Origin of the sequence: Microbacterium sp. MPKO10 (genome assembly GCF_026107415.2) — a bacterium.
GTDB lineage: Bacteria > Actinomycetota > Actinomycetes > Actinomycetales > Microbacteriaceae > Paramicrobacterium.
Map to the genome: position 1 here is coordinate 67,951 of NZ_JAPCHX010000002.1, position 13,600 is coordinate 81,550.

15 protein-coding genes are annotated in these 13,600 nt (G+C 64.4%); 9 read left to right on the forward strand and 6 right to left on the reverse strand.

All coding sequences use genetic code 11. The annotated features are described in order from the left end of the window. The first annotated feature begins 1 nt into the window (after nucleotide 1). The 5 genes from tsaB to OK352_RS05020 are packed head-to-tail and all read left to right on the forward strand — an operon-like array spanning nucleotide 2 to nucleotide 4,077. Entirely contained in the window at nucleotides 2-622 is a 621-nt protein-coding gene (tsaB, locus tag OK352_RS05000; RefSeq protein WP_265140350.1) for a tRNA (adenosine(37)-N6)-threonylcarbamoyltransferase complex dimerization subunit type 1 TsaB, read from the forward strand. Continuing rightward, the gene (gene rimI, locus OK352_RS05005; protein WP_306387771.1) at nucleotides 619-1,092 is read left to right on the forward strand and encodes a ribosomal protein S18-alanine N-acetyltransferase; all 474 of its coding nucleotides are present in this window, start codon (nucleotides 619-621) and stop codon (nucleotides 1,090-1,092) included. The genes tsaB and rimI overlap by 4 nt, the downstream gene beginning before the upstream one ends. Further along, nucleotides 1,089-2,147, forward strand: a complete 1,059-nt coding sequence (gene tsaD, locus OK352_RS05010; RefSeq protein WP_265140351.1) for a tRNA (adenosine(37)-N6)-threonylcarbamoyltransferase complex transferase subunit TsaD — start codon at nucleotides 1,089-1,091, stop codon at nucleotides 2,145-2,147. The genes rimI and tsaD overlap by 4 nt, the downstream gene beginning before the upstream one ends. Nucleotides 2,148-2,180: 33 nt before the next feature. Continuing rightward, entirely contained in the window at nucleotides 2,181-3,596 is a 1,416-nt protein-coding gene (locus OK352_RS05015; protein ID WP_265140352.1) for a hypothetical protein, read from the forward strand. Between the two features lie 25 nt (nucleotides 3,597-3,621). Beyond that, a complete protein-coding gene (locus tag OK352_RS05020; RefSeq protein WP_265140353.1) occupies nucleotides 3,622-4,077 on the forward strand; it encodes a DUF4190 domain-containing protein in 456 nt (151 codons plus the stop codon). Nucleotides 4,078-4,117: 40 nt separating this feature from the next. Here OK352_RS05020 and OK352_RS05025 read toward each other — a convergent pair whose 3' ends face one another. Both OK352_RS05025 and OK352_RS05030 read right to left on the reverse strand, forming a co-directional pair. Continuing rightward, nucleotides 4,118-4,363: a hypothetical protein gene (locus OK352_RS05025; RefSeq protein WP_265140354.1), complete on the reverse strand. Its 246-nt coding sequence runs from the start codon at nucleotides 4,361-4,363 to the stop codon at nucleotides 4,118-4,120. A 34-nt stretch (nucleotides 4,364-4,397) separates the two neighbouring features. Next, a complete protein-coding gene (locus tag OK352_RS05030) occupies nucleotides 4,398-5,585 on the reverse strand; it encodes a THUMP-like domain-containing protein (protein ID WP_265140355.1) in 1,188 nt (395 codons plus the stop codon). A 141-nt stretch (nucleotides 5,586-5,726) separates the two neighbouring features. On the opposite strand from OK352_RS05030, the gene groES reads away from it, so the two are divergent. The 4 genes from groES (at nucleotide 5,727) to guaB (ending at nucleotide 9,299) form a co-directional block, all read left to right on the forward strand. After that, complete coding sequence (gene groES, locus OK352_RS05035; RefSeq protein WP_265140356.1) at nucleotides 5,727-6,041, forward strand: co-chaperone GroES; 315 nt, start codon at nucleotides 5,727-5,729, stop codon at nucleotides 6,039-6,041. 87 nt (nucleotides 6,042-6,128) lie between these two features. Then, nucleotides 6,129-6,764 (forward strand): HAD family hydrolase, encoded by a 636-nt coding sequence (locus OK352_RS05040; protein WP_265140357.1) that lies wholly within the window; start codon nucleotides 6,129-6,131, stop codon nucleotides 6,762-6,764. Further along, complete coding sequence (gene rarD / locus OK352_RS05045) at nucleotides 6,761-7,684, forward strand: EamA family transporter RarD (RefSeq protein ID WP_265140358.1); 924 nt, start codon at nucleotides 6,761-6,763, stop codon at nucleotides 7,682-7,684. Before OK352_RS05040 ends, rarD begins: the two co-directional genes overlap by 4 nt. A gap of 112 nt (nucleotides 7,685-7,796) precedes the next feature. Beyond that, nucleotides 7,797-9,299 (forward strand): IMP dehydrogenase, encoded by a 1,503-nt coding sequence (gene guaB / locus OK352_RS05050; RefSeq protein WP_265140359.1) that lies wholly within the window; start codon nucleotides 7,797-7,799, stop codon nucleotides 9,297-9,299. A 118-nt stretch (nucleotides 9,300-9,417) separates the two neighbouring features. Here the strand turns inward: guaB and OK352_RS05055 are convergent, their stop codons facing one another. Genes OK352_RS05055 through OK352_RS05070 form a run of 4 tightly spaced genes read right to left on the reverse strand, consistent with a single transcriptional unit; the run spans nucleotide 9,418 to nucleotide 13,594 of the window. Beyond that, complete coding sequence (locus OK352_RS05055; protein ID WP_265140360.1) at nucleotides 9,418-10,446, reverse strand: SIS domain-containing protein; 1,029 nt, start codon at nucleotides 10,444-10,446, stop codon at nucleotides 9,418-9,420. Nucleotides 10,447-10,506: 60 nt separating this feature from the next. Next, nucleotides 10,507-11,355, reverse strand: a complete 849-nt coding sequence (locus OK352_RS05060; protein ID WP_265140361.1) for a carbohydrate ABC transporter permease — start codon at nucleotides 11,353-11,355, stop codon at nucleotides 10,507-10,509. Further along, nucleotides 11,352-12,278 (reverse strand): carbohydrate ABC transporter permease, encoded by a 927-nt coding sequence (locus OK352_RS05065; RefSeq protein WP_265140362.1) that lies wholly within the window; start codon nucleotides 12,276-12,278, stop codon nucleotides 11,352-11,354. Before OK352_RS05065 ends, OK352_RS05060 begins: the two co-directional genes overlap by 4 nt. Nucleotides 12,279-12,286: 8 nt before the next feature. After that, nucleotides 12,287-13,594: an extracellular solute-binding protein gene (locus tag OK352_RS05070; RefSeq protein ID WP_265140363.1), complete on the reverse strand. Its 1,308-nt coding sequence runs from the start codon at nucleotides 13,592-13,594 to the stop codon at nucleotides 12,287-12,289. Nucleotides 13,595-13,600: the final 6 nt, after the last annotated feature.

A 13,600-nucleotide genomic window follows, 5' to 3' on the forward strand; every position in this document is an offset into this window, starting at 1 on the left:
CGTGCTTCTTGCCATCGACTCATCCATCGGAACGTCGGCCGCCGTCGTCGACCTCGACCGCGGCATCATCGCCGAGCGGCACAGCGCCGACACCCGCGGCCACGCGGAGGTCGTCGGTGCGCTCATGCGCGACGCGCTGACAGCATCCGGGGTCTCGCCTGCTGAGCTCTCGGGCGTGGTCGCAGGAATGGGCCCGGGCCCGTTCACCGGTCTGCGCATCGGCATCGCTGCCGCGCGCGCGTTTGCGTTCGGCGTTTCGAAGCCGGTCGTCCCCGTTGTCAGCCACGACGCCATCGCGTTCGACTGGTATGCCTCCGGCGGCACGGGGGAGCTTCTCGTCGTCACCGATGCTCGTCGGCGCGAGAATTACTGCTCGCGGTATTCCCGAGCGGATGCTGCCGGGCTGCCCGTCCGCATCGACGGCCCCGTCCTCGCCAAACCGGGTGACATTGTCATGGGTGCGGCGACCAGGCTTGACGCTGACCGGATCTCCGCCGGATCTCTGGGCATGGTCGCCGAGCTCACCTGGGCCGCCGGACGTCCCTTCGCCGCCGACGAGCCCCTGTATCTGCGATCGCCTGACGTGACCCCGTCAGCGGGACACAAGCGGGTGACGTCGTGATCGAGATACGCGATGCGACACGTGACGACCTCGACGCGATCATGGAGCTCGAGCGCAGCTCGTTCGCGCCAGACGACTGGTCGCGCGACTCGATGCAGCGCGAGATTCTCAGTGAGCACACGCGCTACCTCGTGGCCGCAGACGACGAATACATCGTCGGCTACGGGGGAGTGCTCGCTCCGTCTGGCAGCGCCGACGCCGACATTCAGACCATCGCCGTCGCGCCCGAGCACCGGCGGACGGGAATCGGCAGGGCGCTCATGACGCGACTTGTCAGCGTGGCAGCATCCGCCGGCGCCCGCGGCGTCTTTCTCGAAGTCAGCGCCGAGAGCGCAGGAGCGCAGCAGTTGTATCTCTCGCTCGGGTTTACGCAGATCGGTGTGCGCCCACGCTATTACCGGGGAGGCATCGACGCCTTCGTAATGAAGCTTGATCGCCCGGGCGAGGTCGGAAAGACAGGAACAGCATGAACCGCGACGCCCCGCTCGTGCTCGGCATCGAGACCAGCTGCGATGAGACCGGAATCGGTATCGTGCGCGGCAGGACTCTGCTGTCGAACACGATCTCGTCATCGATGGAGCAGCACGCGCGCTTCGGCGGCGTCGTGCCCGAGGTCGCGGCGCGGGCCCACCTCGAAGCGCTGGGCCCCGCCCTGACCTCCGCTGTCGACGAGGCGCAGATTGAACTTGCCGACCTCGACGCTGTTGCCGTGACGAGCGGCCCGGGGCTCGCCGGAGCGCTCATGGTCGGCGTCGGCGCGGCGAAGGCGCTCGCGCTCGCCCTCGACAAGCCGCTCTATGCCGTCAACCATCTCGTTGGACACGTCGGTGCCGACATTCTCGATGACCGCGGCGAGCCGTTCGAGTACCCGACGATCGCGCTCCTGGTCTCGGGCGGGCACACCTCACTGCTGCTCGTGCGTGACCTCACCAGCGATGTCGAGCTGTTGGGCGAGACGATCGACGATGCGGCGGGCGAAGCGTTCGACAAGGTGGCGCGCATTCTCGGGCTTCCATATCCGGGAGGCCCGCAGATCGACAGAGCCGCAGCGGAAGGGGATCCAACGGCGATTCGCTTTCCGCGCGGACTCAGCCTGCCGAAAGACATGGCCGCGCACCGGTACGACTTCTCGTTCTCGGGCCTGAAGACGGCGGTCGCCCGATGGGTCGAACAGAAACAGGATGCTGGTGAGCCGGTGCCCATCGCCGATGTCGCCGCGTCGTTCCGCGAAGCCGTCGCCGACGTGCTGCTGACGAAAGCCATCGCCGCCTGCCGTGATCACGAGGTGCCCCGACTGCTGCTCGGCGGGGGAGTCGTGGCGAATGCGCGGATCCGCGAGCTCGCCGAGCAGCGGGCCGCCGAGGCGGGCGTTGCCCTGCGCATTCCGCCGTTGGCGCTGTGCACCGATAACGGAGCGATGATCGCGGCGCTCGGAGCCCAGCGCATCATGGGCGGATTCGCCCCGTCGAGTTTGGATTTTGGAGCAGACTCGACGCTTCCGGTCACCGATATTCAGGTAGCGTGAGACGACACCGCTGCAATCGCGAGGAGACGCACGATGACAGAGCCTAACGATCCTGCCGCCCCGGCGACGCCGCCGCGCCCGCCGCTGCCCGACAACACGCCAGACCAGAACGCGGATGCTGCCAAGAACGCAGATTCTGGCCAGGCATCCGGCGGCGACACGCAGCAGTCGGAGAAGTCGCAGACGCAGGACGCCCCGGCTCAGCACCAGAGCTCATCGGCTCAGCAGCCTCAGCAGCCTCAGCAGACTCCGCGACAGAGTGCTCCAGCGCAGCAGCCGCAGCAGCAGCCGCAGACGGGAGCTCAGGGCGCGCCGGGCCAGCAGCCTCAGCAGCCATCCGCCCAACAGCCCGGTGCCCAACAGCCCAGTACCCAACAGCCCGGTGCCCAGCCTTCGACGGGGAACCCCGCAGGTCAGCAGCCGCCCGCGGCGCAGAGTCCACAGCAGGGCGCGAGCCGGAACCCCGCACCGTGGGCGCGCCCGTCGGGCGCTGCGCCTACACAGCAGCCACCGGCACCTACGCAGCAGCCCGCTGCCCCGCAGCAACCGGGAACCTCGCAGCCGTCAGCTCAGCCTCAGCAGCAGAGGCCCCCTCAGCAGCCACAGAATCCGGCGCAGCCTCAGCGCCCGGGGCAGCCGCCGCAGAGCCCTCAGCAGCAGAGACTGCCTCAGCAGCCACAGGGGCCCGCCCCGCAGGGCGCTGCCCCGCAGCATCCGGGTGGGAATCATCCGCCGGCACAGGGTCAGCCCTCGCAAAGCCGTCCGGCACAAGGTCAGCCTGCGTCGGGCCAACCAGCGCAGGGACAGCAGCCGTCAGCGCCGGGGCAGCGCGCGCCGCAGGCTCACACCCAGCAACAGCCAACGACGCCGTATCAGCAGCCTCCTGCGCAACAGCGGCCAGGCCCGCAGAACTCTGCCCCGCAGTATCCGGGCTACCAGCCACCCGCGCAAGGCCAGCAGCCTTCCGCACAGCGGCCGCAGGGCCCGGCTCAGCCACAGCATCCGGGTGCGTACCAGCAGCCCTCGGCAGCGCAGAACCCGACGACTCCGTACCAGCAGCCGAGTCAGCAGCCCTATCGACCGGCACCCGGTCCGGGCCAGCAGCAGCCGTATCAGCCTGCACCGCAGCCGAACCGCACGGCTCAGGCTCCCCTTGTCGGTCCCGGCGGCGCGATGCCTGCCGCAGCACCCGTCGCCCAGCCCAAGCCTCACAAGAGCCGCGCAGGCCTCATTGGTCTGATCTTCGGAATCCTCGGAGTCATCGGCGGCGTGTTCTTCGGTTGGGCGCTTCCTCTCGCGGTCGTCGGAATCGTGCTGGGCTTCAAGGCGCGAGGCAAAGCGGACGACGACCGTACGTTTGCTCTGTGGGCAATTATCACGGGGTTTGCGGGGACGCTGTTCTCGATCGGATGGTTCGTGTACAGCATCATCTACTTCGTCATGAGATGATCGACGTGAGGGGAGACCACATACAATGAGCGATCCACAGCAGGGCCACGAGAATCAGCAGCCCGCGTACGGACAGAACCAGCAGCCGACCTATGGTCAGCAGGCGCCCGCACCGACATACGGGCAGCAGCCCTACGGACAGCCCACGTACGGGCAGCAGACGGCCCCGCCTCCGGGATACGTACAGCAGCCCTACGGCCAGCAGCCGTATTCCGCCTACCCGCCGCAGCCGGGCACGAACGTGCTCGCCATCGTCGCGATCATTTCGGCATTCTTCATTCCGCTCGCGGGAATCATTTGCGGGCACATCGCGCGCAAGCAGATCCGAGAAACCGGTGAGCAGGGGGACGGTCTCGCCCTGACTGGACTGATTGTCGGCTACGTATTCACGGCGATCATCGTGATCCTCATCGTGCTCTACGTCATCTTCTTCGTCGTGCTCTTCGGAGCTGTCGGGTTGTCGGGCGCCTACTACACCTGATCCGCTCGTTTCGGCCCGGTAGCGAACGCACAATCGGCCGTCACCGCGTTAATGCGGTGACGGCCGATTGTGCCACCAGGCTCGGGGTGCGGGTGAGAACGCCCACATGCCACAGGTCGACGATGGAGAACGGACGCCGGTTCACCGACCTGAACGATGCCAGAGGGAGAAACAGCCCGACGAGGATGAGAATCGCGCTGCTGGTCGCCAGCATCGTCAGGTGAAAAGACTCGATCCGCTGAATGCGGGAGGAATGCGTGTGGTCGGCGGGCGGCTGAGTGACCATGAATACTCCGTCCCCAATCGGTGACGGCTGTGCTTCAGGCTCGTTCTACCACGAGAGCCGTGTGCCGCCCCGCGACGCGCGTGAGAACGATCGTCGCCTGCGTGCGTCCGCGCGGGTGCAGCCGGGTGCGGAACGCCGCGGGGTCGATATCGACGCCGCGCTTCTTGATCTCGAGCGTCCCGATGTCGTTTCCCTTCACCCAGCGGCGCAGCACCTTCTCGTCAAGGGGCAGCTGCTCGATGATTCGGAACGTCGTCGCGAACGGGGTGTCGTGACGCTCGTCTGAGCTGAGGTAGGCGATGCCGTCGCTGATCGGGCCGGCGTTCAGTGTGCGGGCGAGGTCGCCGATGAGGCGGGCACGAATCACTGCGCCGTCTGGCTCGTACAGGTACGTGCCGAGTGCGCGCACGGGCTCGTCTTCGCTGTCTGCGGTCGCTGTCAGCTCGGGCGAGCCCTCGTCGCTGAGAACGAGGGCCGCCCGGCCAACACCCTCACGTGCGAGCACCCCCGACCAGAGCATGAGCTCGACAACGCTGCCGTCGACGCTGACCCACTGCGCCTCCACGTCGTTGGGAATCTGGTCGCGGTCGAAACCGGGGCCAAGCTTGACGCCCGTCGGCAACCGCCGTGCGACGTCGAAGACGTGGTCGAGGCTGGGCGAATAGTCAGACGGATCGGTCAGCCGCTGCGTCTCGGCGTGCCCCGACGTGCGGCGGGCCGGATCGAAGAACACCGCGTCGACGTCGCCGAGCTCTGCGTCTTCCGCCCGGCCGTGGATGACATGCGCCTCGGCGAACGGCGCGAGATTGTGCGTGGCGATCGCCGCCGTCACCTCATCCGTCTCGACGGCGGTGACGGCGATCTGCATGGCAGCCATAGCCATCGCGTCTCCGCCGATGCCGCAGCCGAGGTCGGCGACGCGCGTCAAGCCCTGCGCGACGTAGCGCCCCGCGTGCATGGCGGCGGCACGCAGCCTGGTGGCCTGTTCGAGGCCCGCCTGCGTGAACAGCATCCGGTCGGCGAACTCGCCGAACTTGACGCGACCGCGCGCACGCAGCCGTGCCTGTGTAAGCGCGGCAGCGACCAGCTGCGGATCGTGCCCAGCTTTGCGCAGTCGCGTGACAGTCTGAACGATGTCGCCCGCCGTCCCCTGCTCGGCCAACTCGTCGAGTAGTGTCATTCCATCGGGGGTGAGCAGTGAGACCAGCTCGGCGCGTTCCATCCCGCCAAGATACCAACCCGAAACGATCTCGCCCTGAGCGAAACCGACACGAGAGTTGGCACTCACGTTGCACGAGTGCCAACGCATCCGTAAACTGACAATTAGCACTCGGATAGTGAGGGTGCTAACTCACGTCTTCTTATGAGAAAGAGGTCAACCGTGTCGGTCTCCATCAAGCCGCTCGAGGATCGCATCGTCATTCAGCAGGTCGAGGCAGAGCAGACCACCGCGTCTGGTCTGGTCATCCCTGACACCGCCAAGGAGAAGCCGCAGGAGGGCGAAGTCGTGGCTGTCGGCCCCGGTCGCATCGACGACAACGGCAACCGCGTTCCGCTCGACGTCACCGTCGGCGACCGGGTTCTCTACTCGAAGTACGGCGGGACCGAGGTGAAGTTCGGCTCTGACGAGTACCTCGTGCTCTCGGCGCGTGACGTGCTCGCGGTCGTCGAGCGCTAAGCGATCCACGAACAGAAGGCCCGGGTGCACGCATCCGGGCCTTCTGCGTGCCCGGGCAGTGTCTGTGCCAGCACATAGACTGGCATCATGACTCCGACCCGGGTATTCGTCTTCGATATCGACGGCGTCATCCGCTCATTCCGCCCCGCCCGCATGGCCGCACGGCTCGACGCCGAACTGGGCCTGCCCGTCGGCATCATCGAGCAGACGGCGTTCGCCGACCCTTTCGGCGTCGACCTCGTCGAAGGGCGGATGACGCGCGCCGAATGGGTGGCTGAGCTGTCGGAGCGCGTCGCCCAAAACACACGAGATGCGGATGCTGCTCGTTCCATCGTGAGCGAATGGGCGACCGACATCGGCCAGCTGATCCCCGAGACCGTCGAGCTTATCGACGAGCTGCGCACGCAGCATCCGGTTTTCGCCTTCACCAACGGCACAGACTGCACGACGCGAGAGCTTACCGAGCACGGCATCATCGACCGCTTTCACCGCGTGCTGAACTCCTACGAGCTCGGCATCGCAAAGCCCGAGCCGGCCAGCTACCCGAAAGCGCACGCGCAGATCGAGCAGACACTGGGCGGGCCCGTACCCGCGTCGTCCGTTCACTTCACCGATGATCGCCCCGAGAACATCGAGGCGGCAGCGCGATTCGGCTGGCAGGCTGTGCAATTCACGGATGCTGCCGCGCTGCGTCGCGCGATCGCACCGGTTCTCGCCCCGTGACGCCGGCTCCGCAGGCGAGGTCACGCTCAGGTTTTTTCTACGCGGCCTCGGCGTATTTGCTCTGGGGCGGGCTGCCGCTGTACTTCGTCATTCTCGAACCGGCGGGCGCCTTCGAGATCGTGTCTCTGCGCATTCTATTCTCACTGGTCTTCTGCGCCGTTCTGCTGAGCGTGCTGCGCGACTGGCGCGGATTCTTCGCCCTGTTCCGCTCGCGACGCACGATGCTGGTCATGACGTGCGCCGCCGTGTTCATCTACATCAACTGGCAGACATACGTCATCGCCACGCTGACAGGGCACGTGGTCGAAGCATCGCTCGGGTATTTCATCAACCCGATCGTGACGGTGCTGTTCGGCATCGTCTTTCTGCGCGAGAAGCTGCGTCCGCTGCAATGGGCTGCGGTCGGCGTGAGCGTGATCGCCGTGCTCGTTCTTTGGATGGGATACGGAAGCTTCCCGATCATCGCGCTGATTCTCGCCTTCTCGTTCGGGCTCTACGGGCTGATGAAGAACCGTGTGGGCGGCACGGTTGGGGCGATCACCGGTCTGACCCTCGAAACGCTTCTGCTCGCGCCCGTCGCGATCGCCGTGCTGTTCGGCGTGGCCGCCACGACGGGAATCGTCTTCGGAACGGCGGGAGCGGGAAACACGGCGCTTCTGGTCGGCTCGGGGGTCGTGACTGCTGTTCCACTGCTGCTGTTCGCGTCAGCATCCCGTCGTCTTCCCCTCGTCTATATGGGGATGTTCCAGTACGTGACGCCTCTCATGCAGTTCCTCGTCGGCGTGTTCATTCTGCGCGAGCCCATGCCGCCGGAGCGCTGGGCCGGGTTTTTCATCGTCTGGGTCGCGCTCGCTCTGCTCACGGTCGACATGGTGAGGCACGCGCGAACGGTGCGGCGGCGTACGCTTGATCTGACCTGAGCATCCGGGCATAAACCGCCGCCCGAGATGGTTACCATGGATTACCGGCGTTGACCAGCTCCGTTCCGCCGGGTCGCTCTCACCCACATGACTCGCCTCGCGAAGGGACGCTATGGACACCTCGGATCCGTTCGGCTACATCGGTCTCACCTACGACGACGTGCTGCTGCTTCCCGCGCACACGAACGTCATCCCGAGTGAGGCAGAGACTTCGTCGCGACTGACCCGCAACATCACGGTCGCGACGCCGCTGCTCTCCAGCGCGATGGACACCGTGACGGAGGCGCGCATGGCCATTGCCATGGCGCGCGAGGGCGGCATCGGCATCCTGCACCGCAACCTCTCGATCGCCGACCAGGCCGAGATGGTCGACCGCGTGAAGCGCAGTGAGTCGGGGATGATCACCAACCCGGTCACGACGACAGCCGACGCGACAGTTGCGGAGGTGGACGAACTGTGCGGTCAATTCCGGGTCTCTGGGCTGCCCGTTGTTGACGAGGCCGGCGTGCTCAAGGGCATCGTGACCAATCGCGACATGCGCTTCGTCGACGACGAGAAGAAATCGTCGACACCCGTCTCTGCCGTGATGACGAGCGAGAAGCTCATCACCGCTCCGGTGGGGACGAGCCCGGAGCAGGCGATCGAGCTGCTGTCCACGCACCGCATCGAGAAGCTCCCGCTCGTGGACGACCGGGGCATTCTCAAGGGCCTCATCACCGTCAAGGACTTCGACAAGAGCGAAAAGTACCCGCTTGCGACCAAGGACGACTCGGGGCGCCTCCGCGTGGGGGCGGCGATCGGTTTCTTCGGCGACGCGTGGGAGCGTGCCTGCGCCGTGCGCGATGCCGGAGTCGATGTTCTCGTCGTTGACACGGCGAATGGTGATTCCGAGGGCGTCCTCGAGCTGATCGGTCGCCTCAAAGCAGACACGAGCTTTGCCTCGATCGATGTGATCGGCGGTAACGTGGCCACGGGCGCCGGTGCCCGTGCGATTGCCGAGGCTGGCGCGGATGCTGTCAAGATCGGCGTCGGGCCCGGGTCGATCTGTACGACACGTGTCGTCGCCGGGGTCGGCGTTCCCCAGGTGTCCGCCGTCTACGAGGCGTGGAAGGCCGTGCGCGACCTCGACGTTCCGATCATCGCTGATGGCGGCCTGCAGTACTCGGGCGACATCGCGAAGGCGATCGTTGCTGGCGCTGAAACCGTCATGCTCGGCTCGCTACTCGCGGGGTGCGACGAGTCACCGGGCGAGCTGGTGTTCGTCAACGGCAAGCAGTTCAAGACCTACCGCGGCATGGGGTCGCTCGGAGCCATGCAGACGCGCGGCAAGAACACCTCGTATTCGAAGGACCGCTACTTCCAGGCTGACGTGCCCAGTGACGACAAGCTGATTCCCGAGGGCATCGAGGGTCAGGTTCCGTATCGCGGGCCGCTCTCGGCCGTCGCCTATCAGCTCATCGGCGGGCTGCGGCAGTCGATGTTCTATGTCGGTGCTCGAACCATTCCCGAGCTCAAGGAACGCGGCAAGTTTGTGCGCATCACATCGGCGGGGCTCAAGGAGTCGCACCCGCACGATGTGCAGATCGTGGTGGAGGCGCCCAACTACCGTCGGTAGAGGTGCGAAGCTCGATCGCGCTCCACTTACTTACATGAGCCTGAAACGTTGAGAGCGCGGCGACGATTGTAGCGCGGTCTTGGCGCGCGTCGTCCGTAGGCTGCCCAACGAGCCGTCCCTACGTGAGAGGGAGCTTGGTATCTGGCTGCCGATAGGTGAATTCCCCCGGGCGACGCCCGCTGCGTGCAGCGCTGTAGCCCACGATGAGTTGCGGCACGAGGACTTCAAGAATCGCTCGCTCAAAGCCGGTCGCATCGGCGGGCAGAGCGATCGCGACGAGGTTCTCATGCGCGGGGCGCGCGAGCTCGGCCAGCGGCCGCTGGGTGACTAGGCACACCTGCACCCCGGAATCGAGAACCGAGTCGACGAGCGAGAGTTCACGGTCATCGCCGAAGACCACGAGACCGCTGTGCTCGCGCAGAGGCTCCATCGGCCCGTGCAGATACTGATAAGTGTCGAACGCGGCAGTGGGGACGGCCAGCGCTTCTCGAAACATCAGAGCACCCTCCGACGCGGCAGCCAACGACATCCCGCGCCCCACGAAATCCACGGTCTGCGCTGTGGCGAGGCGCTCAGAAGCGAGTTCTGCCGCGGCAGCGAACTGGGCGAGCGTGGCTGCAACGCGAGTAGGTATGCCCTCGGCATCGCCCACCGGCATTCCGAGCATGTGCTCGCACAACAACGCAGCGGCGAGCAACGTCGACGTGTACCCCACTGTGTATACGCCCGAGTCATCGAGGTCGCCGAAGGTAATTGCAACGTCGACGACCGCGGTGAGTGGGCTGTCGGGGACGTTCGTGATTCCGATGCGTCGGCCGGGCGTGAAGCCGCGCGCCGCGGTGATGGGCTCCGGACTACGGCCGGACTCCGAGATGATGACGTAATGGTCGGCCGACTGCGCTCCCGCCGGGTAGAACGAGGCATCGGATGCTGTGAGCGCGACGGCACGCATTCCGGAAGCAGCAAGTGCGAAGACTAGAGCGTGCGCCGCGTGTGACGACGCCCCCATGGCAACGACGGCGACGGTGTCTCCCGCGCGCCACGGCTCGATTGTCGCATCGGCGAGTGCCTCGACGATGCTGCGACGGGCTCGTTCCAGGTTCGCCGGTTGATCGCGCACGGCGGTGTCATAGTCAATTCGTTTCATCGTCTCTCCTCATCGTGAAAAGCTTCTCCCTCACTCCACCGCTGCAGCACGGCGACTCAGCTACCCCTTGACAGCGCCGACGCCCATGCCGCTGACGACATAGCGCTGGAAGATCACGGCGATCACAATGGGCGGAATGGCCGCGAGGATGCCGCCGGCAGCCACGAGCCCGAAATCTGTGGTGTAGCGCCCCGCGAACTCCGAGATGGCGACGGGCAGCGTCTTCGCGGCATCCGAAGATGTAAAGATGAGGGCGTACATGAATTCATCCCATGCGAGAAGGAACGCGAACATCATCGCCGCGAAGATCCCCGGCTTCGCGCTCGGCAGAATGATTCGGAAGAGAGCGCCAACCCGGGAAGTGCCGTCGATGCGTGCTGCCTCCTCAAGCTCGTCCGGAATCGTCACAAAGTAGTTGCTGAGAATCCAGAGCGTGAACGGGATCACGAGGGACGAATCAACGAGGATCAGGCCGACAAGAGTGTTGAGCATCCCCAATGCGTTCAAGATGAAGTACAGGGGAATGAGCAGTGCGATCTGCGGAAGCATGTAGGTGGCAAGAAAAACCATCAGCGTGGCCTTGCGGAACGGGAACCGCAGTCGCGCAAATGCATACGCCCCCAGCACCCCGACGACCATGGCGATGGCGACGACGGAGACGGCGACGATCGTCGAGTTGACCATGGCGGCGCGGAATGTCGAGCCAACGCTGCCCTCGCCGCCCTGGAAGATCTCGACGTAGCGACTCAGATCGATCTCGGACGGTATCCAGCGCATCGGCCGGCTGACAAGGTCACGTTGCGGTGCGAAGCTCGCTTCGACCATCCATGCGAAAGGGAGCAGGATAAGCACGGCGACAATGATCGCGGCGACGTGCAGGAGAATCGAGTTTCGTCGTTGATGTCTCACAGCAGGCTCATCTCCGATCGGCGCAGCATCCTGAGATAGACCGTCGTCAGAATCAGGATGACGATGACGATGATGTAGGAGAGCGCCGACCCCATTCCGAAGTTCTGATCCGAGAAGGCGCGTACATATGTGTAGTAGGCAATTGTCTGCGTGCCGTTTGCCGGCCCGCCGCGGGTCATCGCATAGATGATGTCGAATGCCTTGAACGCCTCGACAGTGCGCAGCACGAGAACGATCGAGATCGAAGGAACCAGCATCGGCAGAGTGATCGAGCGGAAAATGCGGAGCCACGACGCGCGATCGATTTTGGCGCTCTCATAGATCTCGGGGTTGATCGCCGTCAATCCGGCAAGCAGAAAGAAGGCGACGAGTGGCGTCGTTTTCCAGGCATCGGCCAGGATGACCATGTTCAGAGCGAGCGTCGGGTCACCCAGCCAGGCGATGTACTCGTCCGTCAGGCCGAGCTGCGTGAGCGCGGCGTTGAGCGAACCGTACTGGGCGTTGAAGATGCCTTTCCACATCGCCGCATTGACAATCGTCGGTACGGCCCAAGGGAGCACCACGATTGCGCGGAACAACCACCGCATACGCAGCCGCGCATTCAACAGCATTGCGAGCATCATTCCAAGCGTTAACTCCAACGCCGTCGAGACCACGGTGAAGTACAGTGTGCGGCCAATTGCCGCCCAGAAGCCAGAGCTTGACAGCGCTCGCTGATAGTTCTCAATTCCAACGAATGGGGTCTCCGTAGCAAGCGCAGACTCTACTTCGAAGAACGAGATGATCAGTGTGCGAATGATCGGGTAGACAATAATGCCGAAGACCGCGACTGCGGCCGGGAGGAGGAGCCAGAAAGCGAGACGCCTCTGACTCTCCCTGCCCGTTCTCAGCCGCGGCGGTGCCGTGGTGGCGAGTTTCGTCATCGTATAGCTCAGCCGTTCAGAACATCGTTCGCGGCCGACACCGCGTCGTCCATAGCCTGCTGCGGAGACTTCTTACCGAGAAGTGCATTCTGGATCTCGAGCTGGACGATTTGTGAGACCTGACTGTAGTTCGGGACCTGCGGGCGGAGTATCCCGTCGTCGTACCCGACCTTGGCCGCGGCGAATACCTCAGGATTGGTCTCGGTGATCTCGGAGTCTTCGTATGATGCTTTCCAGTTCGGCAGGGTGCTCGTAACGAACTTCTCCTGTTCGCTCTGGCCGCTGATGAATGAGATAAAGTTCCACGCGGCGTCCTTATTCTCCGACTTCGAGGCGATGCCGAGTGCCATTGCGCCATTCACGCCCGGCCGCACGCCTTCTGGGCCGTTCGGCGTAGCCGATACACCGACTTGGCCGACGACCTTCGAGATTGATTCATCATTGAGATCGCGGAACGTTGACTCCCAGTTCAAGGAGAATGCAGCCTGGCCGGACGCCATGGTCTTGTTCACATCATCCTCGAGGAACGTGGTCGAGTTCGGGTTGGTGAGACCTTCATCGATGGAGTCTTTCATCCAGGTGAGCGCCTCTACCCCCGGGCCCTGGTTGATAATGAGTTCGCCGTCGTCGTTCGTGAATTCACCGCCGAAAGCTCCAAGCAGCTGCGCGTAGTCGCAGATAAGCGCCTCTGCCTGTGCCCAGCTCCAGGCGAGCGGGTATTCGACGATTCCCTGTTCCTTCATCGCGCGAGCGACATCCAAGACGCCGTCCCATGTGTCGAGATCAGAGACCGAGTATCCTGCCTCCTCGACCATGTCTTCGTTGTAGTAGAACAGCTTGGTCGACGGATACCAGGGCACCCCATAGAACTTGTCCTGATACTCAGCGGTGATGAGTGCGCCGCCGAGCATGTCCTGTTTCCACTCGTCGGGGAAACGATCGGTCACATCGGTCACGATGCCTTTTGACGCAAATTCAGCTGGCCAGATGACATCCATGAGAACGACGTCGTATGTACCCGAAGGGGCGGCCGTCACGATCTTGTCATGCAGCGCCTCATAGGCGACGAAGGTGGGATCGACAGTGATATCGGGATACTCCTTGTTGAAGTCTTCGATCATCTCCTTAACGTCGTCTTCCGTGTAGCCGGCTTGTTTCATGAAGAGCGCATTAACCGTTCCTGAGTCGGCATCGCCAGCTCCGCCAGCTGATGACGGCGCTCCGGTAACGCTGCACGCGCTGAGAGCGAGGGCTGCAGCGGCGGCTATCGTGACCGTCGCGGTCGTGCGCCTCAATCCGTTCTTGAGATGTCTCATGATTTC